This window comes from Kribbella voronezhensis (genome assembly GCF_004365175.1).
Classification (GTDB): domain Bacteria; phylum Actinomycetota; class Actinomycetes; order Propionibacteriales; family Kribbellaceae; genus Kribbella; species Kribbella voronezhensis.
The window spans coordinates 3389162-3412620 of record NZ_SOCE01000001.1; the positions used below are offsets into that span (position 1 = coordinate 3389162).

Consider the following 23459-nt stretch of genomic DNA (forward strand, 5'->3'; position numbering starts at 1 on the left):
TCAGTCCTCGGTACTCGGGGTCAGATGGAAGATCTCGGGCAGCAGCAGGAACGACTCGTCCGGCGGCCGTCCTTCGATACCAGTGAAGAACTCGGTCATCTCGGCCTGCCACCGGGTGTTCACCTCGGTGGCGGCCATCGCCTTCTGCGCCGCCTCCAGGTCGTCGGCCTCGACGTACCCGATCAGCAGGCCGTCGTCGCGGAGGAAGAGCGAGTAGTTGTGCCACCCGGAGTCCCGCAGCGCGGCCTGCATCTCGGGCCAGACGTTGCGGTGCCGTTCGACGTACTCGTCGAGCCGGTCCGGCCTGACCTGGAGGCAGAAGCAGTAGCGATTCACGGCCACCTCGTCAGAAGTTGAACTTGTCGATGTTGGCCGCGGTGAACTCGGTCGGCGGGCCGAGCACGATCTCGCCGGCCGCGCCGACGGTGTACTCACCGAGCTTGCCGGCCTTGAACTTCTCGCCCTCGGCACCGGTGATCTGGCCCGACTTGAGCGCGGCCCCGGCGTACGCGGCGAGGTAGCCGATGTCGGCCGGGTTCCACAGCGCGAACTTCTTCACCGTGCCGTCCTTGACGTACTGGCGCATCTGGTTCGGCAGGCCGAGGCCGGTGATCGCGACCTTGCCCTTGTACGACGAGGCGCTCACGTACCGCGAGGCGGCGGCGATACCGACCGTGGTGGGCGAGATGATCACCTTCAGGTTCGGGTACGACTGCAGCAGACCCTGCGCCTCGGTGAAGGACTTCTGGTCGTCGTCGTTGCCGTAGGCGATCTTGACCAGCTTCAGCTTCGCGTTCGCCGGCTTGGCCAGCTCGGTCTTCATCACCTGGATCCAGGAGTTCTGGTTGGTCGCGTTCGGCGTCGCGGAGAGGACGGCGATCTCACCGGAGCCGCCGGCCAGCTCGCTGGCCATCTTCACCAGGCTCTCACCGATGCCCTGGGTGGTCGCCTGGTTGATGAAGGCGTCGCGGCAGTCCTTGGAGGCGTCGGAGTCGAACGAGACGACCTTGATCCCGGCCTTCCGGGCCTGGTTCAGCGACGGGCAGACCGCGTTCGGGTCGTTCGCGGCGACCACGATGACGTCCTGCTGCTGCTGGATGAGGGTGTTGATGTAGCTGACCTGCGAGGACGCGCTCGCGTCGTTCGGGCCGACCAGCTTGTACTCGCCCTTGAGCTCGCCGACCGCGACCTTGCCGCCGCCCACCTCGACGTCGGTGTAGGGGTTGTTCAGCTGCTTGGGCAGGTAGGCGATCTTGAGGCCTTCCTTCAGCGGCGCGTTCGGGTCGGCCTTCGTCGCCGTACTCGCGGCCGGAGCACCGGTGTCACCCGACGAACTCGACTTGGTCGTGCCACCACCACACGCGGTCAGCGCGAGGGAGACGACGGCCACCGTCGCGAGCGGTACCGCCAGGCGGCGGGAGAGAGGGATGGTCATGACGTTGTCCTTCCTGGACAGGTGGCCTTACAGGGGTTCGGGGCGGTGACGCCGGCGCTGCAGGGAACTGCGGACGGCATTTGCGAGGTTCGGGGCGAGAACGGAGACGATCAGCAGGACGCCGGTGACGACGTTGAGCGCCTCGTTGGAGACATCGGAGAGGCGGAGGGCATTCTGCAGGGAGGCCAGCAGGACGACACCGGCGATGACGCCCGGCAGAGCGCCCTTTCCGCCGAAGATGGAGACCCCGCCGAGCAGGACGGCGGCGACCACGGCGAGTTCGAGACCGGCGCCGTTGTCCGCGCGGGCACTGGAGTACCGCAGGGTCCACAGCACTCCGGCGAGACCGGAGACGAGGCCGCTGACGACGTACAGCCAGAACTTCAACCGCCCGGGACGGACGCCTGCGAACCGGGCCGCCTGCTCACTGGTGCCGATCGCGAAGACGGCCCGGCCGACCGGGGTGGCATGGAGGACCACCCCGAAGACGGCGGCCAGAACGACGATGATGATCAGCACGTTGGGGATCGACGTACCGCCGATGTTCCCGGTGACCCAGTCCGTGTACAGCGCGGGGAAGTCGGCGACCGCGCCGTCACCCAGTACTACGAACGCCAGGCCGCGGTAGAGCGCCAGGGTGCCGATGGTGACGGCGAGCGAAGGCAGCCCGAGAACGGTGACGAAGAATCCGTTGATCGCGCCGAGCACCGCACCGAGGAGAAGGCACAGCGGGATGATCGTCTCGATCGGCTGGTTCTGGTTCCACAGGTAGCCCATCACTGCGCTGGACAGGCCGAGCGTGCTGGCCACCGAGAGGTCGATCTCGCCGGTCACGATCACCAGCGTCATCGGCAGCGCGACCAGCGCGATCGGCAGCAGGTCGAGAATCAGGAAGCCGAAGTTCTGCGCGGTCCCGAAGTTGTCCACGGTGGCCGCGGCGACGATCAGTACGACAACGGTGACGGCGATGATCGCGACGTTCCAGTTCGCGAAGCGCCCAAGCCTGTCAGTGGACATGAGAGCCTCGCTTCTTGAGCGTTGCGGCAACGCGAGCCGCGACCAGCCGGTCCGCGCCGATCGCCAGCAGGATCAGGCCGCCGACGATCGCCTGCTGCCAGAACTGGTTGATCTCCAGCACCGCGAGCGAACTGCCGATGGTTGTCAGCAGCAACGCTCCGAGCGCCGCGCCCCAGACCGAGCCGCTGCCCCCGAAGACCGCCACTCCACCAACGACGACGGCCGCGACCACATTCAGTTCGTACCCCGTGCCGGCCGCCGCGTCGATCGTGCCGAACCGGGCCGCGAACAGCACCCCGGCCAAGCCGGCCAGCGCACCACTCACGCCGAAGGCACCGATGGTCCGGCGACCGACCGAGATCCCAGCCAGCCTCGCCGCCTGCGGACTCGAACCCATCGCATAGTGCTCACGGCCGACCCGGTAGCTCCGGAGGACGACGCCGGTGATCACCAGCACCAGGAGCGCGATCAACACCAGGTAGGGGATTCCGAGCAGGGTCGCGTTGCCGAAGTCGAGGAAGCCTCCGGGTAGCTCGTCGGCGTTGATCTGCTGGCCGCCGGCCCAGAAGTAGGTGATGCCGCGGACGACGTACAAGGTGCCGAGGGTGACGACCAGGGCGGGGACGTTGCCGTAGCGGACGAGGATTCCGTTGACCGCACCGCAGACGCCGCCGACGGCCGCTCCGATCAACAGAGCGCCGATGACCGGGAGGCCGGGATGATCGCGGAGCAAGGTGCCGACGGTGAACGCGCTGAGGCCGAGCACGGATCCGACCGACAGGTCGATGTTGCGGGTGATCACCACGACCGCCTGGCCGACCGCCAGAACGGCCAGGATGGCGGTGCCGAGCAGGATGTCCCGGATGCTCTGGCCCGACAGGAAGCGTGGATTGGAGATCGTGGTCACGGCGACGAGGGCCGCGAGGGCGAGCACGATCCCGAGTTCGCGCGCTCGCAGTACGAGATCCAGCGAGGATCGGCGGGTGGTGAGGTTGCTGCCAGGCAGGTCGACGGCGGTCACAGCGAGACCTCCTGACCCATCGCGGCGAACATGACCGACTCCTCGGTCGCGCGGTCCCGGTCCAGCTCGGCGACCAGGCGGCCTTCGCGCATCACCAGCACGCGGTCGGCCATCCCGAGCACCTCGGGCAGTTCGGACGACACCATCAGGACGGCGACCCCTTCCGCGGCCAGGCTGGACATCAGCCGGTGCACCTCGGCCTTGGTGCCGACGTCGATGCCCCGGGTCGGCTCGTCGACGATCAGCAACTTCGGTGCCATCGACAACCATTTCGCCAGCACGACCTTCTGCTGGTTGCCGCCGGACAGGGTGCCGACCTCGTCGGAAAGCCTGCCGTACTTGGTCTTCAGCCGCTCGGTCCACTCCTTGGCCGACCGCCGCTCACTGCTGCCGGTGAGAAAACCCAGCTGGGAAAGGGCTCTCGACCGCGGCAACGTCACGTTGCGCTCGATCGAGAGTTCCATCAGCAGGCCTTGCTGGCGGCGGTCCTCGGGGACGAGAGCGACACCCGCGGCCATCGCTTGACGCGGAGAGCCAGGCTTGAGGGTCTTGCCGAGCACCTTGACCGTGCCCGCGTCGCGCGGGTCGACACCGAAGATCGACTGGACGACTTCGGAACGACCCGATCCGACCAGCCCTGCGAGCGCGACGATCTCACCGGCCCGGACGTCGAAGGAGATGTCAGCGAAGACAGGATCGCGGCTCAGCCCCTCGACACTGAGCACCACGGCTCCTGGATCGACCTGCTGCTTGGGGAACAGCGCTCCGAGCTCGCGGCCGACCATCCGGCGTACCATCTCGTCCACGCTGATCTCGCTGAGCAGGTCGGTCGAGACGTGTTTGCCGTCGCGCATGATCGTGACCCGTTCGCACAACGCGGTGATCTCCTCGAAGCGGTGCGAGATGAACACCAGGGCGGCACCGTCGTCGCGGAGCGATCTCGCCACCGCGAACAGGCGCTCGACCTCGACCCCGGTCAGCGCCGCGGTCGGCTCGTCCATCACGACGACGCGCGCCTGGGCCGAGAGTGCCTTCGCGATCTCGACCAGTTGCTGGTCGGCGATCGACAGGCCGCGCGCGGGCCGGGCCGGGTCGATGGACACGCCGAGCCGGTCGAAGAGCTGGGCGGCTTGGCGAAGCATCGCCGTACGGTCGACTGTTTTGAAACGACCCAGTGGCGGGCGGCCCATCGCGATGTTCTCCGCGACGGACAGGTCGGGGAACAGCGTCGGCTCCTGGTAGATCACCGCGATCCCGGCGGCCTTCGCGTCGGCCGGGCCGTTGAGCTCGACCGGATTGCCGTCCAGTTCGACCGTGCCGGAATCGGGACGATGCACGCCGGCCAGCAGCTTCACCAGGGTGGACTTCCCGGCGCCGTTCTCGCCGACCAGGGCGTGCGCCTCACCGCCGTACAGGTCGAGGGAGACGTTCTGGACGGCAGCGACGGCGCCGAAGGACTTCGACACCTCACGCAACCGCAGCAGCGGGGCCTCACCCATGGTCGCCTCCGCTCGGGATCTGCAGTCGGGTTTCTGAAAGGTTTCAAGTGGATTGCATGAAAGCTAAGCGGGACCGCGGGCAGCCGTCAAGAGGCTGCGGCGATTCGATCGGCGGAGTGGCTGAGTAGATCGATCGATTGCGGGTAGGCTGCGTCAGCTATCACGTTTCAAACGCGGGAGGTCGAATGACACCGAGCGGCACAGCGGACCGGGCCCGCCCGACGCGCGCCGCAGCCGGGGTCAAGGAGGTCGCGGCGGCGGCGGGAGTTTCGCTCGGCACGGTCTCCAACGTGCTGAACCGGCCCGAGATGGTCAGCGCGGCCACCCGCGCCAAGGTCGAGGCAGCGATGCTCAGTCTCGGCTTCGTCCGGAACGAGTCCGCCCGGCAACTGCGCGCCGGCAGCAGCCGGATCTTCGCCTACCTGATGCTCGACGCGGGCAACCCGTTCTTCACCGACGTCGCCCGCGGCGTCGAAGAGGCTGCCCGCGAGGCCGGGCTGTCGGTCTTCCTGTGCAACAGCAACGAGGACGCGGGCCGCGAGGCCGACTATCTCGACCTGCTCGAGCAGCAACGGGTGCAGGGCGTGCTGATCACCCCGGTCGATCCCGATTCGCCCAGACTCAGCCAACTGCCGGCCCGCGGTACGCCGGTGGTCGTGGTTGACCGGGCGATCGACGACGGCGAGCACTGCTCGGTCGCGGTCGACGACGTCTTCGGCGGCGAGGTCGCGCTCAGCCACCTGCTCGAACTCGGGCACGAGCGGATCGCGTTCGTCGGCGGCCCGAACAACATCGGCCAGGTGACGGACCGCCGCGCGGGAGCCCGGCGAGCGATGGAACGGGCCGGACGGCCGGCCGAGGACCTGATCGACCTGGTCACCGGCGCACTCACAGTCGCCGAAGGTAGGGGCGCCGGGCAACGACTTGCCGGACTGCCGGCCGCGCGCCGTCCCACCGCCGCCTTCTGCGCGAACGACCTGCTGGCATTGGGATTGCTGCAGCAATGCGTGAGCCTCGGCTTGCGGGTGCCTGAGGACCTGGCGATCGTCGGGTACGACGACATCGAGTTCGCCGCGGCGGCCGCTGTACCGCTGACGTCGGTGCGCCAACCTCGCCAACTGCTCGGTCATACAGCGGCGGAGCTGCTGCTCGACGAGTCCAGCAACCCCGACCACGAGCACCAACGCGTCACCTTCACGCCCGAACTGGTGGTCCGTACTTCGACTCGCGGCAGCTCGCCTAGCTGAAGAACTTGACCTGGAGCGCGCTCCAGGTCAGAAGGTGGTGGGCATGACTGAGCTACGCATCGCCCTCGGCGCAATGGAATTCGGCACCCGGATCGACGAGAAGACCTCCTTCGAGTTGCTCGACGCCTTCGTCGACGCGGGTGGCACTTGGATCGACACTGCGAACTGCTACGCCTTCTGGCAGGACCCGAGCGGCCACGGCGGGCAGAGCGAGGAACTGCTCGGACGGTGGTTCGCGCGACGCCCCGGCGTACGGGATCGCGTCAAGCTCGCCACCAAGGTCGGCTGTGAGCCATTGTGGCCGGGTAGTTTCCCGGAGCACACGGAAGGCCTTACTGGTAAGGCGATCGACGCTGCTGTGGAGACCTCGCTGCGGCGGCTGCAGACGGATCACATCGATCTCTACTGGGCGCATCGCGATGATCTGAACACGCCTTTGGAAGAAACAGTCGCCGCCTTCGGCAAGCACGCCGCCGCGGGCACGATCGGCCGCATCGGGCTCTCGAACTACGCGCTCTGGCGAGTCGAACGTGCTCGCGGCCTGGCGCTTCAGCAGGGCGTGATGGGGCCGACGGCCCTGCAACTGCGGTACTCGTACCTCCAGCCGCGGCCGTTCGTCCGCGACCAGGCCCACGACCACCGCTTCGGCTGGATCACCGACGAGGTCCTCGACTACGCCGACCGCAATCCCGAGCAGGACCTGTTCGCCTACAGCCCGCTGATGTCCGGCGGCTACGAACGCGCCGACCGGCCGATCCAGGACGCCTTCGACCACCCCGGTACGACGCGCCGCCTAGAAGCCCTCGCCAAAGCCGCCGCCGACCTCGGCGTCACCCGCAGCGAGGTAGTCCTAGCCTGGCTCATCGGCGGCACCCCCTCCATCATCCCCATCGTCGGCATGAGCACCCCGACCTACCTCACCACCGCCCTGGCCGGCGCCCACCTAACCCTCCCACCCGAAACCCGAACAGCCCTCGACGCAGCCTGGTGAATCCCCACGCAGCCTCCTCCGTCGGCTGCTCCCGCCCTCCCTCCCCGGCGCACCTGCAGCTCGCCTTCTCCCGCTCCCACGACTCGAAGTCCGCCTCGCTCCTCACAATCTGTTCGCAGCACCGAGGTGAGGTCGGTTGTGAAGGAAGCGGCTGTGGTGGTTGTCAGCCACGAGCCTTCCGAGCCCGAAGCCGGCGGAGTTTTTGGGTCGGTTGGCGGGGGATCGTAGGTGAATTGGCTGGAGCGGTTCCTGTGAGGGCTGGTGTCGTGTGACGATTTGGGGGTGGATGGTCAAAGGTTCTGGGAGTTGGTGGAGGCGGCGCGTGCGGAGGTCGACGACACGGTCGCGGATCCGGATGGGGTCGCGGACGCGTTGGGTGACGCGCTCGGGAAGTTGCCGGCCGACGAGATCGTCGGGTTCGGGGCGGAGTTCGAGCGCCTGCAGGCCGAGGCCTATCGGTGGGATCTGTGGGGCGCGGCGTACCTGATCAACGGGGGCGCCTCCGACGACGGATTCGACTACTTCCGCGGCTGGCTGGTCGCGCAGGGGCAGGAGATCTGGGAGGCGGCGCTGGCCGACCCGGACTCGCTGGCCGATGTGGTCGACGAGGATCTCGGCGAGGACTTCGAAGGATTCGACGGCGAGGGGATGCTCGGCGTCGCCGTGAGCGCCTACGAGTCCGCGACCGGCAGCGAAGCGGGCTACTGGGAAGCCGTGGGCACCGAGGTCCCCGACGTACCGGCCGGCCAGAACTTCGACTTCGACGACACCGACGAACTGCGAGACCGTTTCCCCCGCCTCGCCGCCCTCTTCCTGACCGACTGACGGGTAGCTGGTACGCCGTACCTCGCGCCGTCAGCCGCTCGGTTTGTGATGGTCGGGCAGGGTGGTGGGCTTGGCGTGCAGGAGATAGGTGCCGCGATGAGTCACGTGGAGTTTGAATCCGTACCGCGTGGTCCACTCGAGCGTGTCGCCGTCGAGGCGTGTGGCAGTCCAGCCTCCGTAGGTCTTGATGCGGTGGCTGAGTCGCCCTAGTGGGGCGAGATTGCTCGTGTTCGTCTGGCCCGGTGGTCCGTCCTTGACGTATGGCCTGATGTGGTCGAGGTCGGTGTTGATCCCGGTCTCGGCGGTCCCGTAAGGGAATTGTTCGACGGGATACCTGAGTTTGATGCGCTCTCGCATCCGATGCGGAATCTCGTAGGCATCGACGCTGATGGTGTCGTCGTTGAGGTCGATCACCGGCTGAATCACGATCTGGTCGTGACCGAGGAGCTCACTCAGCCGTACGACGAGCGCGGGTCCGAAGCCTTCGACGCGCGCCACGCCGTCATCGGCGTAGAGAGTCTGGTCGGTGACATGGACATACAGAACCGTTCGAGTCGGTCGGCTCCCTGCGCCGATCCCGTCGCGGTAGCCGGCTTGTTTGATCGCAGCCACCTTGCCGGCAAGCTCGCGGTGCGCGGCGTCATCCATTCCGGCCGCGGGTGCAGGCTCGTGTGGACGGCCCGCAGGATCTGCGGCCTGCGCGCGGACCGGGACACTCGTACAGGGGACTGCGGGAGCACCGGAACTCCAGTCATCGAGCGGATGCCCGGGGGCACTCGGATGCGGCGAATCTCGGTCAGCCTCGGTCTCCGACTCATCCCTGATCTCCGAGTGCCACTCCAACTCAGCGTCGGCCTCCGAGGCCCACGCGGCAACGGCTGAACCTGCCCCTGTCGCAGGCCCGAGCGTCGAGGCGTCGGCGCCCGTTGCGTTCTGGAATACCTCAGGGTGTGCGATCGAGCCCTCGTTCTGCGCCGCTGCTGGTGCGTTGTCGGGCCCCGTCCTCGGCACTCGGTCGTGCTGCGCCGGGGTGCAGCCTGCCGACGAGTTGGGATCGACAGGCGCCGGAGTGGGCGTGGCCGGTGCCTTGGCGCGAGCCAGGTGCTGGGCTACCTGAAGTAGCTCGTGGGCCAGCGCCGGATCAGCGACGATGCCAACGGCCTTGGCCCGGCGCTGGTCGACGGGGTCGGAGTCGCCAAGTGCGGCGAGGGCGTCGGCGATCTGACCGATGGTCGCGATGAACCGGATCACGTCGCCGGTGGGTGCACGGACGAACAGGTTGGTCGTGCCGTGATCATCGGTGCGACCTGGCCAAACTCCGCGCTCACGGGCCTTCTCTTCGGCTTCCGCCCGGGCGGCTTCGGGATCGGCCTGCCACTTCGCAGCCCTGACAATGCGTTCCAGTCGCAACGGCGTCAACGTGTCCACAATCTGCGCGACCCGTCGGTCGACGATCGCCGCAGCATCTTCGGACAGGGACAGACATGCGGTGGCGATCTGGCGGGCCTTCCATTCGACCGCACGGCCGTTGCGGACCTGCTCCCAGGTTTCCGGCAGCCGATGACGCAGAGCCAGCGCCTGACCGATGTAATGCGCGGCGGCGACCTTGCCGCGACCGGTCACCGCACCGAACTCTGCAGGCGCGAACTCAGCCACCCCTGGGCAACCCGGGCCGCCGTAAACCTTGCCGCGCTCTCCGCCGGGCACCGACGACGTGTGACCGGCAAGTGTCGCTGGGTCCGGGTGGAGGTCGGCGAAGTGCAGTGCGTGCTCGATCAGCTCGATGTCGATCTGGTCGCGCTGCTCCTGGAGGCGCGCCGCCGAGGCGAGCGTCTCCCGAGCATCGAGATCTTCCAGATTTGCTTCGAACATGTGTTCGATACTACAGTGTGTGAGCAGGCGATGCCAAACCGGTGAGACCGATTTCTTCAACTATAGAAGGAAAATCTTCAGACATAGTCGGACGGGAAGGTGCTCCAGATGACGGAGAGTGCAGGTCGAAGCGGGTCAGACCGGTTCGCCGCCGAGGCGTTCGATGAAGGTGCGGAGGCGGCGGCGCCAGGCGGACTGGGTGATGTCGTCGTCGGCGACGGCGAGGCTGACCAGGTGCTGGGTCATCTCGAAACCGGCGACGGCGTCTCGCAGCGCGGTCAGGGTGTCGTCCGGTACTGCGTGTCGCCCGTGGTCCGGTTCGTCATGGTCCACGGGGTCCGCCAGCTGGTCCGGCGCGTCCGGATCCTGGCCGATCGGGCGGCTGACCCAGCCGGAGCCGAAGGTCGCGGGCACCAGCAGTTCGGGGACGAGCGACTCGTGGCTCAGGTCGGCCAGGTCCTTGCTGCCGCCGGCGATGCTGAAGATCGTCGTACCGCGGCGGCGTACGTCGTCGATCCGCTCGAGCAGCGCGTCCGGCGGCGCCTGCTCGGCCACCACGAGCAGGGATTCGCCCCGGCCCGAGTCGCGGAGGCGGTCGAGCCCGATCGCCAGGTGCGGTGGCGCGCCCGGTGGTGGCGACCAGCGCACCAGCGAAGGGCGGACGTCCTCGACGCCCGCGCGGTGGAGTTCGTCGTCGAGGTGAGCAGTGAGGTGCCAGGGCTCGTCCTCGGGCGGCCCGAACAGCAGCAGCCCACCGACCCGGGTGGTGAACCTGCGCAGCGAATGCGCGAACGAGGTCGTCCGGCCGGCCAACTCGGTACCGGTCAGCAACTCCCGAAGGACGGCGGCCTTGGTGAGATCCACCCCTCAAACCTGACACACGCGCTCACCTGCCGCGACCCGGGTCGGGTGATCCGGGGTCGCGGCACTGGGCGCGACCCGGTGACGGATCGGCGAGACCTCGCCCGTCTGTTACGCGGCGTCCGGGCCGAAGACGAGGATGCGGACGCCCGACTCGGTGCGCGGCTGGTGCCGGCTGCCGGCCCGGTAGTGCAGGTAGGTGCCGGCCGGGTAGTTCCGGCCGTGGTCGAGGAGCTCGCCGGAGATCACGTAGATCAACTCGTCCCGGTCGTGCACGTCCACCTCCGGCCAGGTCACCCTCGGATCCAGGTCGAACACCCGGGCCTGAACCGGTCCGCTGGACGGTAGTCCTCGTCGAACGATCCCCGGGGCAACGTCGGTCGTCGGCGCCGTGTCGATGAGTACCGCGGCCGGAAGGATCGGTTGGGCCTGGTCGATCAAGTCATTGGTCATGCACCTACGGTCCGTCGTCAGGACGCTCCGTTCCAGACTCATCCTGGTCCGGCAGCGGTCCGATCTGGTCATCAGGATCCGAGGCGGTCGGCTTTCGCCGTGAGGTAGGCGCGTTCGGGAACGCTGGTGGTGCGGCGGGCCGCGAGGAGGTAGCTCTCCCGCGCCCCCACAAGGTCACCGGACATCTCGAGCAGATGGGCCCGGACGGCTTCCAGCCGATGGTGGTCGGCGAGCCGGCCGTCGGCCTCGAGCGGTTCGAGCAGAGCAAGCCCCTCCTTCGGCCCACTCGCCATCGCTACCGCGACGGCGTGGTTGAGGGTCACCATCGGGTTGTCGGAAAGCTGCTCGAGCACTTGGTACAGCGCGACGATCTGCGGCCAGTCCGTGTCCTCGGCGCGCTCGGCCGTGTCGTGCACCGCGGCGATCGCGGCCTGCACCTGGTACGGGCCGAGCTGGCTCCGCGACAACGCGTCGGTCACGAGCGCCTCACCTTCGACGATCGCCGCCTTGTTCCACAGCGAGCGATCCTGGTCGGCGAGGGGAATCAGCCCGCCGTCGGCGTCGGTCCGGGCGGGCCGGCGCGCGTCGGTCAGCAGCATCAGCGCGAGCAGCCCGGCGACCTCACCGTCGTCGGGCAGCAGCCGGCGTACGCCGCGGACCAGCCGGATCGCCTCGGTCGTCAGTTCGGCGCTGTGCAGATCGGTGCCGGAGGAGGCCGTGTAGCCCTCGTTGAAGATCAGGTAGAGCACGTGCAGCACGGCACCCATCCGAGCGTCGCGCTCGGCCTCCGGCGGCAACTCGAACGTGCTCCCGGCCTGCTTGATACTCCGCTTGGCCCGACTGATCCGCTGTGCCATGGTCGTTTCCGGCACCAGGAAGGCAGCCGCGATCTGAGCCGTCGTGAGACCACCGACCGCGCGCAGCGTCAGCGCGATCTGCGAGGCCGCCGACAACGCGGGATGACAGCACAGGAACAGCAGAGTGAGCGTGTCGTCGCGACCACCGAGGTCGTCGATTTCCGGGCCCTGGGCAACGAACTCCTCCGGCGCGGCAAGGTTTGCCGCGTTCTCCTCGCGTCGGCGGCGGGCGGTGTCGCTGCGCAGCAGGTCCATCAGCCGTCGCGAGCCGACCCGGATCAGCCAGCCCTTCGGGTTGTCCGGCACCCCCTCGCCCGGCCACTGCTGCGCTGCCGCGAGCAGAGCCTCCTGGACGGCCTCCTCGGCCAGGTCGAAGTGCCCGTAGTGCCGGACCAGCGCACTCAGGACCTGCGGGGCCTGTTCCCGCAGCAGCAGTTCGAAATCGCTCACATCTCCAGTCCCGACATCTCCATCACCGGCCGTACTTCGACCGCCAGGTACTGCGCGTCCGGCATCCGCGCCGCATAGCCGATCGCCTCGTCGATCGTCTCGCACTCGACCAGATAGAACCCGGCCAGATGCTCCTTGGCCTCGGCGTACGGGCCGTCCGTCGTCGTCAGACCGTCGTCGCGGACGGAGACGGTCCGGGTCGTGATCGGGTCGGCCAGGCCGGCCGCGCTGACCAGCAGGCCGTGCTCGGTGAGTTCCCGGGTCAGCTCCTGGTGCGACCTGCCCAGGCCCTCGCGTTGTTCGGCCGACAGACCGGCCCAGCTCTCCGCGTTGCTGTAGATCAGCAGCATGTACTTCACGGTCACCATCCTGACGGTCCCAAGGGGCCGTTGTGACCCCCTCTCGACCGGTACGTCGAAACCGGGCCGGCCGTTCTCGACAATTTTGTCGAGGTGCGGGCAGCAGGCCCGACGTCCGGGGCAAGAGGCGCCCAGCCCGGGCGCCCGTAGTACCGGAGGACCGACACCATGACGAACACGCCCGACCCGAAGCGCTGGTTCGCGCTGGCCCTGCTCTGTCTGGCCGCGTTCATGATCATCCTGGACGCGTCCATCGTGCTGGTGGCAGTGCCGTCGATCGAGCGCGATCTCACCTTCTCGAACGGTGGTGTGCAGTGGGTACCTACCGGCTACGCACTGATGTTCGGCGGGTTGCTGCTGCTCGGTGGCCGCATCTCCGACCTACTAGGCCGGCGCCGGGTGTTCCTGGCCGGAGTACTGCTGTTTGCCGGGTCCTCGCTGCTGTGCGGCTTCGCCTGGAGTGGTGACGCACTGGTGTTTGCCAGAGGGCTGCAGGGGATTGCGGCCGCAGTACTGGCTCCTAGTGCGCTGTCCATCGTGATGAACACCTTCCCGGCCGGAGCCGAGCGGAACAAGGCACTGGGCATCTGGGGAGCTGTCAGCGGAGTAGGCGGTACTGCGGGGTCGCTGGTCGGCGGACCGGTCACAGACGGGCTCGGCTGGCAGTGGATCTTCTTCATCAACGTCCCGGTCTGCCTGCTCGTCGCAGTACTGACTCCGCTCGTACTGAAGGACAGCCGCGGCCCTGGTCGGCGTGGATTCGACGTAGCCGGCGCAGTGACGGTCACCGCCGCGCTGATCGTTCTCGTGTACGCCGTGGTGCAGGCGCCCGTGTCGTCCGCAGGACACACCACCTTGCTGGCAGTCGTGTCGGCTGCGCTGTTCGCCGTGTTCGTCCAGGTGGAGAAGCGGTCGCCTGCTCCCCTGGTACCGCTGCGGATCTTCCGGTCACGCGCACTGGTTGGCGGCAACCTGATCACGATCGCCTTCGGCTTCGGTGCTTTCGGGTTGAACTTCATCTACACGCAGTACGCGCAACTGGCGTTGGGGATCTCCGCGGTGAGGTACGGACTGATGTCCGCCGTACTGGCTGCGACAGCGGTGGTCGGATCGATCGTCGGGCAGAACCTGGTGACTCGGATCGGCCTGCGCCCGGTGGCAGCCGGATCGCTGCTGCTGTCGGGGATCGGCGCGACGGTGATGAGCCGCCTGACGGTGGAGTCCGGGTACTTCGAACTGGCGTTCTGGGGACTCACGATCTTCGGTGCGGGTCTTGGCGCCGGGTGCGTCGCGGGGTCGATCGCGGCGCTGAGCGATGTCGCTGGTGAGGACGCCGGTGTCGCATCCGGGTTGCAGAATGCTTGCTTCCAGATCGGCGGCGCGCTGGGCATCGCCGTACTGTCTGCGGTCGCTGTGGCGAACACGAGCGGGTCGTCGCCCACGGCAATGACCGGTGGTTACCGAGTCGCCTTTGCGGCCTGCTGGGCCTTCGTGGCGGTGGGTCTGATCGGTACGAGCCTGCTCGTCACCCGCGCAGCCAACCGGCAACTGCAGGCGGTCGCGTAATGCGTTCAGCCGGAGAGGACGGTGCCGCGGAGTTCCACACGGTCGCCGACGACAGCGGAGACCCGCCCCGCGACCTGCTGCGCACGATCGTCGTCGGCGACATCGACCATGAAGTACCCGGCCAACTGCTCCTTGGTCTCACCGAACGGACCGTCGGTGACCACTTGGACGCCCTCTCTGACCTGCACGACCTTGCCGCCGGTGGGCAGATCGAGCGCCGCCGAGCTGACCAGCTCACCGCTCCGGTCCAGCTCCTCCTGCACGACCATCAGATCGCGGAGACCTTGCGCGGCCTGCTCCGGCGTCCAGTCCTGCCCGTAGATCAGCACGAGATACTTCACCGTCGCATCGTAACCAGCACAACGGGCAGTACCCCGTGAGCAGCGCTCCGGGGTACTGCCCGCTCTGCCGAGCGATCCCAGACGATCAGAACCAATGGCGTCTGCCGCCGACGGGGCGACCGGTGGAGCCGAGCAGGAACAGCACTGCGCCGACCACCAGCAGGATGATGCCGAGTATCCACAGGATCTGGACACCGAGCAGGAATCCCAGCAACAGCAGGATCAGTCCGAGGATGAGCATGGAGCCTCCTTCTAGGCAGGCCGTCCGGGCGGTAGTGGACGGCACGCAACTCTGGTGCCCACCTCGAAACGACCTGAATCCTCGCTCTCAGCAACGGTGACGGTGGGTGAGATCGGTGTCATCGCCGGTGAGATTTCGCCCATAACCAGGCCGAATCGGTACCGCTGAGCGTGCGCGACGTTCGTAATCCGTTAAAACTGCCCGTCAGTTGTGAGACCTACCGGGATCTGTGCTTGACTCCTCCGGTCGATAACGTTTTGATCTCGGCAGATTGGGTGGTCCAGTGGCTGAAGGACGGCATAGACAGGCGCGGCACCGTCAACCGCGCCGCCAGGTTGTCCGCCCCGGCATCGTGAAGGTCGCGATCCCCGGTGCGGCAGTGGCCATGATGGCCACCGGGTCGGCAGTCGCCTTCCCCGACGGTGGCTCGACGGCTCACTCGACTGATGCATCGATCGCCAGCTCGTCCCTGCAGTTGGCGCGCGAGACCCAGACCAGCCGCGACGCCCTCCGGCCCACGCTCAACCTTCCGAGCCAGGCCCCGACCACGCCGGTCGCGAAACACCTCAAGAAGCAGGCGCCGATCCCGAAGCCGGGAGCCACCAAGACCCGCGCCTCTCAGAACGCGCCGGTCGCGCCGCCGAAGATCACCGGCAGCAAGTACACGACCACCGATGTGAACGTCTGGGCCGTTCCCGGGCAGTCCTTGCTCGCCGTGCTCCCCAAGGCCAGCAAGGTCTCGGTCACCGGTCAGGTCCAGGGCATCTGGGCGCAGATCGTCCGCGACGGCGCGGTCCGCTGGGTCAAGGCGCAGTACCTGGCCGCGACCAAGCCGGTCGAGCAGGCCGGCGGCACGATCTCCGCGGCAGCCTGCAAGTCCGGCTCCGGTGTCGAGGACGGCCTCACCCCGGACGCGATCCGGGTGCACCGGGCGATCTGCCACCTGTTCCCCTCCGTCACCGAGTACGGCGGCCTGCGCAGCGGCGACAGCGGCAGCGAGCACTCCACCGGTCACGCGCTGGACATCATGGTCAGCGGTTCGACCGGCCAGGAGATCGCCGACTGGCTCAAGGCCCATCGCAAGGAGATGGGGGTCAGCCAGCTGATCTGGCAGCAGCACATCTGGACGGTCCAGCGCGGCAGCGAAGGCTGGCGGCCGATGGAGGACCGCGGCAGCACCACCGCGAACCACTACGACCACGTCCACGTCACCGTCTACGGCAACGAGGGCACCGCGTAAGAGCTGGTCCTACGGGCGGATGTTGTGGTTGAGGTGGAAGAAGTTGTCCGGGTCGTAGGCGCGCTTGACCGCGCGTAGCCGGCGGTAGTCGGCTTCGGCGTACGCCGTGGCGGTGCGACCCGGGTCAGCGAGGAAGTTCACGAAGGTGCGACCGGTGGTTCGCAGTACGTCGGCCAGCTGCGGCACCTCCTGGTCGATGATCAGCGAGTACGTCGCGTCGCGGTGGCCGACCGGGCCCGCGCCCGGACCCGGGTGCGCCATCGCGCCGCCCCAGTGCCGGATCTCCACGGTTGGCGCATCGTCTCCGTCGAGGTCGGCGAGGCGATCGATCAGGTCGTCCGGGAGCGTGTCGACGAGGTCGAGGTAGCGAGCCGGCGTACCGCCCATCGCGGATTGCCCGAACGGCATCGTCTCGAGCTCACCGGCCAGCCGCGGGCCGGCGACCTCGAAGAGCGGCTTGAGGATGTGTTCGGCCAGGTCGGCCTCGCCGGCGTACAGGGCCTTGATCGCGATCGCGCGCCGGCCGTCTGCCGGAAGGCGGGTCAGCACGACGGCGGTGCTCAGCTCGTTGGGGATCGTGGTGGTCCAGTCGCGGTAGAGCTTGAGGATCTCGGCCGCGCGCTCGAAGCCGAAGTACACGATGCCGGCGTGCACCTGACGCACCGGATACAGCCGGAACTCCAGCGACGTGACGATCCCGAAGTTGCCGCTGCCGCCTCGGATCGCCCAGAACAAGTCGGGGTGCTCGTCGGCGCCAGCCGTCACGACCCGGCCGTCGGCGGTGACGACCTCAGCCCGTACGACGCTGTCGGCCGCGAACCCGTACTTGCGCGCCAGCCACCCGACCCCGCCGCCGAGCGTGTACCCGGTGACGCCCACATCCCGCGACGATCCCGCCAACGGCGCCAGCCCGAACTGCCCGGCCGCGTCGATCACAGCTCCCCACCGCGTCCCCGGCCCGACCTTCGCGATCATCCGCTCACTGTCGATCAGCAGCGACGTCATCGCCGAGGTCCGCAGCAGAATCCCGCCATCAGCCGGCACCCGCGTCCCATGCCCGGTCGCCTGTACTGCGAGCGGCAGGCCGAACTCCTTCGCCGTCCGGACAGCAGCCTGTACGTCGGTCCGCCCACCCGCCTCGGCAACCACCACCGGCCGCGACTCGAAGCCAGGCACCACCGACCGCCGCAGTACGTCGTACTCCGCGTCCCCGGGCCGGTAAACCTCCCCGTTGAACCCGCTCCCCAACAACCCCGCGACAACCTCGTCGCCCCCGACGCCCCGCTCAACAGCCACCTGCACGCTCATGCCACTCCCCTTCGCCGTCTCCACCTCTCTCCCAGACGTCGAAGAGCCCGGCCCGTTTTTGACACGTTCTGCAGAACTTTTTCTTGGCCCTGCCCATGGCTACGGTTCACCGGTGACGCAGACACACGGGGTGAGCATCGACGGTGACGTCGTCACCAAGGTCTACGTGTCGACCGACCGCGATGAGCACCTTCGGGAATGGGCCGCACTTCGCGCGATCTCGGCGCGAGCACCCGACCTCGTGCCGACTCCACTAGAACTCGACGCCCGACCCGCGGTGTCCATGTCACTGGTGCCAGGGCGTCCCCTCGACGGAGCACTCGGACAAGCCGAACTCGACGCGCTCGAGAAAGCACTGCGAACGCTGTGGTCGCTGCCGACCGACGGAGTACTCGGCAATCCGCTGCCCGGCTTCATCGCGCGGGTGCGGGAAGCTGCCGGCTCGTTCACCGCGACCGGTCTCATCGAGGACGCCCGGCTGGCCGGCGTCGAGTGGCTTGCCGACGGCGAGGTCGACAAACTGCTCCGACCTGCCGACAGCGTGATCGGACATGGTGATCCGAACCTGGCGAACTATCTGTGGGACGGCGAGCGGGTCCGCATCGTCGACTTCGAGGACGCCGGGGTGAGCGACGTGGCCGTCGAGTTGGCGAACCTGGTCGAACACCTAGCTGGTCGGCGTACGGAGTGGACCGGGTTCATCGCACGGTTCGCCGCTGATCCTCAGCGGTTGCTGACCGCACGCAGGCTCTGGTCGATCTTCTGCCTGGCCCTGCTCCGGCCCGGCGGCTCCTCCCTTCTCCGCAACCCACCAGGAACCGCCGACGAGCAGGCACGCCGAGTGCTCAGAATGCTCGCCCGGCCGGGTGGTTTGCCAGCCGGGTGTGGTCGGCGAGGATGTTGATCTGGGTGATTCTGCCGGCGCTGATGGTGAGGTGCATGACGCCCATCAGGCGGCCGTTGACGACGGTGATGATGCCTGGGGTGCCGTTGACCAGGGCCGGCCGGGTGTAGGGCGCCATCTTGGTGAAGGTGAGGGCCTGTTCGACGACCGCGAGGGCGCCGCGGACGATCTTGGAGTGGGCGGGGTTGGCGGTCGCGTCGGCCGGCGTACCGGCGTCGGCGCGGAGGACCACCTCGGGGTCGAGGAGCGCGAGCAGCGCCTCGAAGTCGCCGCTGCGGGAGGCGGCGATGAAAGCGTCGACCACCTCGCGGTGCCGGCCCGGGTCACGGTCGCTGGCCGGCGCGCCCATGACGCGGCGACGGGCCCGGCTCGCGAGCTGACGGGTGGCAGCGGGAGACTTGTCGACAATCTCGGCGATCTCGTCGAAGCTCACGCCGAACATGTCGTGCAGAACGAACGCGAGCCGCTCGGCCGGCGCGAGGGTGTCGAGGACCACGAGCATCGCCAGCCCGACCGCGTCGAACTGGACGGCCTCCTCCTCCGGGTCCAGCTTGGTCACGACCGGGTCCGGGACGTGCACCTCGAGCGAGTCCTCACGCCGCGACTTCCGGGACCGCAGCATGTCCAGGCACACCCGCGACACGACCGTGGTCAGCCAGGCGCCGAGGTTCGCCACCTCGCTCACGTCCGACCGGTTCAACCGCAGCCACGCCTCCTGCACCGCATCCTCGGCCTCGCTGAGCGAGCCGAGCATCCGGTACGCGACGGAGCGCAACTGGGTGCGGTTCTCCTCGAACTGGGCGGCGAGCTGGTCGGTCACGCAATCTCCTGTCGTGGTCCCGTCAAGACTTTGACGGATCGGAGCACCATGATGTGACAGCCGCGGGGTCGCGTGCTGCTGGTTGACGATGACGGCCTCCGTGGCACGGTGCTATCGTCGCCGTCGTGATCGCGCGCATGAGCAACTGGTGGCCCGTCGACTAGGCGGCCCACTGCTTCTGCGCGAACCAACCCGGCTGCCTCGACGAGGCAGCCGTTGTCATTCCTCGCCGGGGCGACCCCGCACCCCGAGGATTGCCGATGGCAACGATTCTCCGTACGACGGAACGCACCTGGTCCAGACTCATCTCAGGCCTGCTCGCCGGCCGCGACCTCAGCACGGCGGACACCTCGTGGGCGATGGACGACCTGGTCCGCGGTACGGCGACGTCCGCGCAGGTCGCCGGGTTCCTGATCGCCCTCAGAGCCAAGGGCGAAACCGCCGATGAGCTGGGCGGACTCGCGGACGCGCTGCGCTCACACGCATCCGACGTCACGATCCCAGGCACGTTCGTCGACATCGTCGGCACCGGAGGGGACGGAACCGGCGCCGCCAATCTCTCCACTCTGGCAGCGATCGTCGTCGCCGCGACCGGCACGACAGTCGTCAAGCACGGCGGTCGCGCCGCATCGTCGACCACAGCAGGCTCGGCCGACCTGATCGAGCACCTCGGCATCCCGCTCGACCTGCCGGCCGACCGCGCCGCTTCGGTCGCAGCGCTGGCCGGAATCACCTACCTCTTCGCCCCACGCTTCAACCCAGCCCTGCGGCACGTGGCCGCAGTACGCCGAGATCTCGCCGTACCGACTGCCTTCAACGTTCTCGGCCCACTGCTCAACCCGGCCCGCCCCCGGCATCAACTCGTCGGCGTGGCCGACGCGCGCATCCAACCAGTCATCGCCGCAACCCTGGCCGCCCGCGGGACAACAGCCCTCGTGGTCCGCGGCAACGACGGCCTCGACAAACTCACCACCACGGGCCCGTCCCGCATCTGGATCGTCCGCGACGGCACCTGTACTCCGACGACGCTGGACCCCCGCGACCTCGGCCTCGCCCTGTCGACCCCCGGCCAACTCCGTGGCGGCGACGCCGCCACCAACAAGGCGATCCTCGAGCGCCTCCTCACCGGCGTACAGGACCCGATCCGCCACGCCGTCCTCCTCAACGCCGCCGCGGCCCTCACCACCACAACCCTCACCAACGCCCCACTGGCCGACCAGTTGGCCCACCACCTCAAAACCTGCGCCCACGCCATCGACACCGGCCAAGCCGCCCGCACTCTTCACAAATGGATCGCCGCGGCCACCTGACAACCCCCGTCTAGGCGCGGTAGCGGGTGAGGCTGACGCCGGACTTGAAGGTTTTGGTGTCGACCAGGTGGAGGGTCGGCAGGGAGACGCCGGAAGGGAAGAGGCGGCGGCCGTGGCCCAGGACCACCGGGTAGATGAAGAGGCGGAACTCGTCGACCAGGCCGGCGGCGATCAGTTGGTGGACCAGGTCGATGCTGCCGGTCGTGACGATGTCCTTGCCGGGGGCATCTTTCAAGGCGGAGACGGCGCCGAGATCACGCAGTACGGTGCTGTTCTTCCACTCCGGATCCTGTAGCGAGGACGACACGACGTACTTGGCGACGTTGTCGAGGTACGCCGAGATGCCGGTCTCGTCGTCGGTCTGGTTCGGCCAGTAACCGCGCAGGTCCTCGAAGGTCTGCCGACCCACCAGGAACGCATCGGCGCCGGCCTGCTGCTTCCTGATCTCGGCCAGCTGATCCGACATGTCGCCGTCCGCGGGACCGAACCAGCCTTCGGTCGCCTCGATCACGCCGTCCACCGTGATGTTCTCGGTCACCACCAGGTCCCGCACGATCCACCTCCGTCGCTCGCTTCCAGCCGGTACCCAGGCAACGTCGGAACGACCGGAACCACCTCGACATCAGCCGTCGGGTTTGCATGATCATGCAATGGAGTGCATACTTATCCCCATGTCCAAAGTCATCGCCTCCCTGCCCGTCGGCGAGCGGGTCGGCATCGCCTTCTCCGGAGGGCTCGACACGTCGGTCGCGGTCGCGTGGATGCGCGACAAGGGCGCCGTGCCGTGCACGTACACCGCCGACATCGGCCAGTACGACGAACCCGACATCGCCTCGGTCCCCGGCCGCGCCAAGGCGTACGGCGCCGAGATCTCGCGCCTCGTCGACTGCCGGGCGGCACTGGTGGAGGAAGGGCTCGCGGCGCTGACCTGCGGCGCGTTCCACATCCGCTCGGGCGGCCGGTCGTACTTCAACACCACTCCGCTGGGCCGGGCCGTGACCGGCACGCTGCTGGTCCGCGCGATGCTCGAGGACGACGTCCAGATCTGGGGCGACGGGTCGACCTTCAAGGGCAACGACATCGAGCGCTTCTACCGGTACGGGCTGCTCACCAACCCGAACCTGCGGATCTACAAGCCCTGGCTCGACTCCGCCTTCGTCACCGAACTCGGCGGCCGGCAGGAGATGAGCGAGTGGCTGCTCGCGCACGACCTGCCGTACCGCGACAGCGCCGAGAAGGCGTACTCGACCGACGCCAACATCTGGGGCGCGACCCACGAGGCGAAGACGCTGGAGCACCTGAGTACGGGTGTCGAGATCGTCGAGCCGATCATGGGCGTGAAGTTCTGGGACGAGTCGGTGGAGATCCCGACCGAGGACGTGACGATCGGCTTCGAGCAGGGCCGGCCGGTGACGATCAACGGGAAGGAGTTCGCCAGCGCGGTCGACCTGGTGCTGGAGGCGAACGCGATCGGCGGCCGGCACGGACTGGGGATGTCCGACCAGATCGAGAACCGGATCATCGAGGCGAAGAGCCGCGGGATTTACGAGGCGCCGGGGATGGCGCTGCTGCACGCGGCGTACGAGCGGCTGGTGAACGCGATCCACAACGAGGACACCGTCGCGGCGTACCACAACGACGGCCGGCGGCTCGGCCGGCTGATGTACGAGGGGCGCTGGCTCGATCCGCAGTCGCTGATGCTGCGGGAGTCGCTGCAGCGGTGGGTCGGCGCGGCCATCACCGGCGAGGTGACGCTTCGGCTGCGGCGGGGTGAGGACTACTCGATCCTCGACACGACCGGGCCCGCGTTCAGCTACCACCCCGACAAGCTGTCGATGGAGCGCACCGAGGACTCCGCGTTCGGCCCGCTGGACCGGATCGGCCAGCTCACGATGCGCAACCTCGACATCGCCGACTCGCGGGCGAAGCTGGAGCAGTACGTCGGACTGGGCATGATCGGGTCCGCCCACGCGGAGCTGCTCGGCACCTCGGACACCAACCTGATCGGCGAGATGCCGGAGGGCGGCGCGGACGCGATCGCCTCGCGCGGCCAGGTCGACGCCGACGACGAGCTGCTCGACCGCGCCGCGATGGAGTTCGGCACCGACTGACACCGGCTGTTTGACAACTAGGGGTTGACAGTGACAACCCCTGGTTGTCACTGTGGCCGGTATGACTGATCACGAGGAAGTTTTCGACCGGATCAAGGCGGCCCGCGAGCAGGCGATCCACCACACGCGGCTGGCCCGGCAGTTCGCGATCGAGCGCCGCGACCTGATGCAGAGCCTGCTCGACCAGGGCGTCTCCCAGTCCGACATCGCCCGTGAGCTGGGCGTGAGCCGGCAGGCGATCCAGAAGATGATGGCCTGCTAGCGCCGCGCCATGGCACGATCTGTTGGGTGAGCAACAAACCTGCTTCGTCGCAGCGCCTGCGCGACCTCGCGCTGTTGCGGCGCGTCCGTGACCGGATCGACCGGGAGCACGCGCAACCGCTGGACGTCGAGGCGCTGGCGCGTGGCGTCAACATGTCGGCCGGTCATCTCAGTCGCGAGTTCAAGCTCGCGTACGGCGAATCGCCGTACTCCTATCTCATGACGCGGCGGATCGAGCGCGCGATGTCGCTGCTGCGACGCGGCGATCTCAGCGTCACCGAGGTGTGTTTCGCGGTCGGCTGCCAGTCGCTCGGCACGTTCAGCACCCGGTTCACCGAGCTGGTCGGCGTCTCGCCGAGTGTCTACCGGCGCGAGGTCGGGACCGCGACGGAGGGCATGCCGTCGTACTTCTCCAAGCAGGTGACCAGACCGATCAGGAATCGAGAAGCGCCGGTCGGCTAGCCGGTTCT

25 protein-coding genes are annotated in these 23459 nt (G+C 68.1%); 10 read left to right on the forward strand and 15 right to left on the reverse strand.

What is annotated here, in order from left to right:
- The 5 genes from EV138_RS15565 to EV138_RS15585 are packed head-to-tail and all read right to left on the reverse strand — an operon-like array spanning position 1 to position 4972.
- Positions 1-336 (reverse strand): L-rhamnose mutarotase, encoded by a 336-nt coding sequence (locus EV138_RS15565; RefSeq protein ID WP_133979643.1) that lies wholly within the window; start codon positions 334-336, stop codon positions 1-3.
- 10 nt (positions 337-346) lie between these two features.
- On the reverse strand, positions 347-1435 hold the full coding sequence (gene rhaS / locus EV138_RS15570; RefSeq protein WP_133979644.1) for a rhamnose ABC transporter substrate-binding protein: 1089 nt from the start codon (positions 1433-1435) through the stop codon (positions 347-349).
- 27 nt (positions 1436-1462) lie between these two features.
- The gene (locus EV138_RS15575; protein ID WP_133979645.1) at positions 1463-2452 is read right to left on the reverse strand and encodes an ABC transporter permease; all 990 of its coding nucleotides are present in this window, start codon (positions 2450-2452) and stop codon (positions 1463-1465) included.
- A complete protein-coding gene (locus EV138_RS15580; protein WP_133979646.1) occupies positions 2442-3473 on the reverse strand; it encodes an ABC transporter permease in 1032 nt (343 codons plus the stop codon). The genes EV138_RS15575 and EV138_RS15580 overlap by 11 nt, the downstream gene beginning before the upstream one ends.
- Positions 3470-4972, reverse strand: coding sequence for a sugar ABC transporter ATP-binding protein (locus tag EV138_RS15585; protein ID WP_133979647.1), 1503 nt, complete (start codon positions 4970-4972; stop codon positions 3470-3472). Before EV138_RS15585 ends, EV138_RS15580 begins: the two co-directional genes overlap by 4 nt.
- 185 nt (positions 4973-5157) lie before the next feature.
- Between EV138_RS15585 and EV138_RS15590 the strand changes: the two genes are divergently transcribed.
- The 3 genes from EV138_RS15590 to EV138_RS15600 all read left to right on the forward strand — a co-directional run bounded on the left by EV138_RS15590 (position 5158) and on the right by EV138_RS15600 (position 8035).
- Positions 5158-6219, forward strand: coding sequence for a LacI family DNA-binding transcriptional regulator (locus EV138_RS15590; RefSeq protein ID WP_133979648.1), 1062 nt, complete (start codon positions 5158-5160; stop codon positions 6217-6219).
- Positions 6220-6262: 43 nt separating this feature from the next.
- Positions 6263-7210 (forward strand): aldo/keto reductase, encoded by a 948-nt coding sequence (locus tag EV138_RS15595; protein ID WP_133979649.1) that lies wholly within the window; start codon positions 6263-6265, stop codon positions 7208-7210.
- 282 nt (positions 7211-7492) lie between these two features.
- A complete protein-coding gene (locus tag EV138_RS15600; RefSeq protein ID WP_133979650.1) occupies positions 7493-8035 on the forward strand; it encodes a DUF4240 domain-containing protein in 543 nt (180 codons plus the stop codon).
- Between the two features lie 30 nt (positions 8036-8065).
- On the opposite strand, the gene EV138_RS15605 is transcribed toward EV138_RS15600, so the two are convergent.
- From EV138_RS15605 to EV138_RS15625, 5 genes are all read right to left on the reverse strand, one after another.
- Positions 8066-9967 (reverse strand): hypothetical protein, encoded by a 1902-nt coding sequence (locus tag EV138_RS15605; RefSeq protein WP_133979651.1) that lies wholly within the window; start codon positions 9965-9967, stop codon positions 8066-8068.
- Positions 9968-10042: 75 nt separating this feature from the next.
- Positions 10043-10771: a hypothetical protein gene (locus EV138_RS15610; protein WP_133979652.1), complete on the reverse strand. Its 729-nt coding sequence runs from the start codon at positions 10769-10771 to the stop codon at positions 10043-10045.
- Between the two features lie 108 nt (positions 10772-10879).
- Complete coding sequence (locus tag EV138_RS15615) at positions 10880-11221, reverse strand: cupin domain-containing protein (RefSeq protein WP_166678603.1); 342 nt, start codon at positions 11219-11221, stop codon at positions 10880-10882.
- Positions 11222-11292: 71 nt separating this feature from the next.
- On the reverse strand, positions 11293-12528 hold the full coding sequence (locus EV138_RS15620; protein WP_133979654.1) for an RNA polymerase sigma factor: 1236 nt from the start codon (positions 12526-12528) through the stop codon (positions 11293-11295).
- Positions 12525-12878, reverse strand: a complete 354-nt coding sequence (locus EV138_RS15625; RefSeq protein ID WP_232828383.1) for a YciI family protein — start codon at positions 12876-12878, stop codon at positions 12525-12527. The genes EV138_RS15620 and EV138_RS15625 overlap by 4 nt, the downstream gene beginning before the upstream one ends.
- 177 nt (positions 12879-13055) lie before the next feature.
- Between EV138_RS15625 and EV138_RS15630 the strand changes: the two genes are divergently transcribed.
- On the forward strand, positions 13056-14453 hold the full coding sequence (locus EV138_RS15630) for an MFS transporter (RefSeq protein WP_133979655.1): 1398 nt from the start codon (positions 13056-13058) through the stop codon (positions 14451-14453).
- Between the two features lie 5 nt (positions 14454-14458).
- On the opposite strand, the gene EV138_RS15635 is transcribed toward EV138_RS15630, so the two are convergent.
- Together EV138_RS15635 and EV138_RS37295 are read right to left on the reverse strand one after the other, a co-directional pair.
- Positions 14459-14794 (reverse strand): YciI family protein, encoded by a 336-nt coding sequence (locus EV138_RS15635; RefSeq protein WP_133979656.1) that lies wholly within the window; start codon positions 14792-14794, stop codon positions 14459-14461.
- An 85-nt stretch (positions 14795-14879) separates the two neighbouring features.
- Positions 14880-15035, reverse strand: a complete 156-nt coding sequence (locus EV138_RS37295) for a DUF6131 family protein (RefSeq protein WP_166678604.1) — start codon at positions 15033-15035, stop codon at positions 14880-14882.
- Between the two features lie 385 nt (positions 15036-15420).
- On the opposite strand from EV138_RS37295, the gene EV138_RS15640 reads away from it, so the two are divergent.
- Complete coding sequence (locus EV138_RS15640; RefSeq protein ID WP_133979657.1) at positions 15421-16275, forward strand: VldE C-terminal domain-containing protein; 855 nt, start codon at positions 15421-15423, stop codon at positions 16273-16275.
- A 9-nt stretch (positions 16276-16284) separates the two neighbouring features.
- On the opposite strand, the gene EV138_RS15645 is transcribed toward EV138_RS15640, so the two are convergent.
- A complete protein-coding gene (locus tag EV138_RS15645; protein WP_133979658.1) occupies positions 16285-17583 on the reverse strand; it encodes an FAD-binding oxidoreductase in 1299 nt (432 codons plus the stop codon).
- 112 nt (positions 17584-17695) lie between these two features.
- On the opposite strand from EV138_RS15645, the gene EV138_RS15650 reads away from it, so the two are divergent.
- The gene (locus tag EV138_RS15650) at positions 17696-18487 is read left to right on the forward strand and encodes an aminoglycoside phosphotransferase family protein (RefSeq protein WP_166678605.1); all 792 of its coding nucleotides are present in this window, start codon (positions 17696-17698) and stop codon (positions 18485-18487) included.
- Here the strand turns inward: EV138_RS15650 and sigJ are convergent.
- Positions 18429-19307: an RNA polymerase sigma factor SigJ gene (gene sigJ / locus EV138_RS15655; RefSeq protein ID WP_133979660.1), complete on the reverse strand. Its 879-nt coding sequence runs from the start codon at positions 19305-19307 to the stop codon at positions 18429-18431. The two genes, EV138_RS15650 and sigJ, sit on opposite strands and share 59 nt — an antisense overlap.
- A gap of 260 nt (positions 19308-19567) precedes the next feature.
- Here sigJ and trpD point away from each other — a divergent pair, with 260 nt between their 5' ends.
- Positions 19568-20617: an anthranilate phosphoribosyltransferase gene (gene trpD / locus EV138_RS15660; RefSeq protein ID WP_133979661.1), complete on the forward strand. Its 1050-nt coding sequence runs from the start codon at positions 19568-19570 to the stop codon at positions 20615-20617.
- 10 nt (positions 20618-20627) lie between these two features.
- Here trpD and EV138_RS15665 read toward each other — a convergent pair whose 3' ends face one another.
- Positions 20628-21170: a dihydrofolate reductase family protein gene (locus EV138_RS15665; RefSeq protein ID WP_133979662.1), complete on the reverse strand. Its 543-nt coding sequence runs from the start codon at positions 21168-21170 to the stop codon at positions 20628-20630.
- A gap of 118 nt (positions 21171-21288) precedes the next feature.
- Here EV138_RS15665 and argG point away from each other — a divergent pair, with 118 nt between their 5' ends.
- The 3 genes from argG to EV138_RS15680 all read left to right on the forward strand — a co-directional run bounded on the left by argG (position 21289) and on the right by EV138_RS15680 (position 23451).
- On the forward strand, positions 21289-22728 hold the full coding sequence (gene argG, locus EV138_RS15670) for an argininosuccinate synthase (RefSeq protein ID WP_133979663.1): 1440 nt from the start codon (positions 21289-21291) through the stop codon (positions 22726-22728).
- A gap of 61 nt (positions 22729-22789) precedes the next feature.
- The gene (locus tag EV138_RS15675) at positions 22790-22990 is read left to right on the forward strand and encodes a helix-turn-helix domain-containing protein (RefSeq protein WP_133979664.1); all 201 of its coding nucleotides are present in this window, start codon (positions 22790-22792) and stop codon (positions 22988-22990) included.
- A gap of 26 nt (positions 22991-23016) precedes the next feature.
- The gene (locus EV138_RS15680; protein WP_112241943.1) at positions 23017-23451 is read left to right on the forward strand and encodes a helix-turn-helix transcriptional regulator; all 435 of its coding nucleotides are present in this window, start codon (positions 23017-23019) and stop codon (positions 23449-23451) included.
- Positions 23452-23459: the final 8 nt, after the last annotated feature.

Coding starts and splice junctions, on each gene's coding strand:
- EV138_RS15590 (WP_133979648.1), top strand. CDS start 5,158: ATGACACCGAGCGGCACAGCGGACCGGGCCCGCCCGACGCGCGCCGCA.
- EV138_RS15630 (WP_133979655.1), top strand. CDS start 13,056: ATGACGAACACGCCCGACCCGAAGCGCTGGTTCGCGCTGGCCCTGCTC.
- rhaS (WP_133979644.1), bottom strand. CDS start 1,435: ATGACCATCCCTCTCTCCCGCCGCCTGGCGGTACCGCTCGCGACGGTG.
- EV138_RS15625 (WP_232828383.1), bottom strand. CDS start 12,878: ATGCTGCTGATCTACAGCAACGCGGAGAGCTGGGCCGGTCTGTCGGCC.
- EV138_RS15575 (WP_133979645.1), bottom strand. CDS start 2,452: ATGTCCACTGACAGGCTTGGGCGCTTCGCGAACTGGAACGTCGCGATC.
- argG (WP_133979663.1), top strand. CDS start 21,289: ATGTCCAAAGTCATCGCCTCCCTGCCCGTCGGCGAGCGGGTCGGCATC.
- EV138_RS15640 (WP_133979657.1), top strand. CDS start 15,421: ATGATGGCCACCGGGTCGGCAGTCGCCTTCCCCGACGGTGGCTCGACG.
- EV138_RS37295 (WP_166678604.1), bottom strand. CDS start 15,035: ATGCTCATCCTCGGACTGATCCTGCTGTTGCTGGGATTCCTGCTCGGT.
- trpD (WP_133979661.1), top strand. CDS start 19,568: ATGGCAACGATTCTCCGTACGACGGAACGCACCTGGTCCAGACTCATC.
- EV138_RS15595 (WP_133979649.1), top strand. CDS start 6,263: ATGACTGAGCTACGCATCGCCCTCGGCGCAATGGAATTCGGCACCCGG.
- EV138_RS15615 (WP_166678603.1), bottom strand. CDS start 11,221: ATGACCAATGACTTGATCGACCAGGCCCAACCGATCCTTCCGGCCGCG.
- EV138_RS15645 (WP_133979658.1), bottom strand. CDS start 17,583: ATGAGCGTGCAGGTGGCTGTTGAGCGGGGCGTCGGGGGCGACGAGGTT.
- EV138_RS15585 (WP_133979647.1), bottom strand. CDS start 4,972: ATGGGTGAGGCCCCGCTGCTGCGGTTGCGTGAGGTGTCGAAGTCCTTC.
- EV138_RS15675 (WP_133979664.1), top strand. CDS start 22,790: ATGACTGATCACGAGGAAGTTTTCGACCGGATCAAGGCGGCCCGCGAG.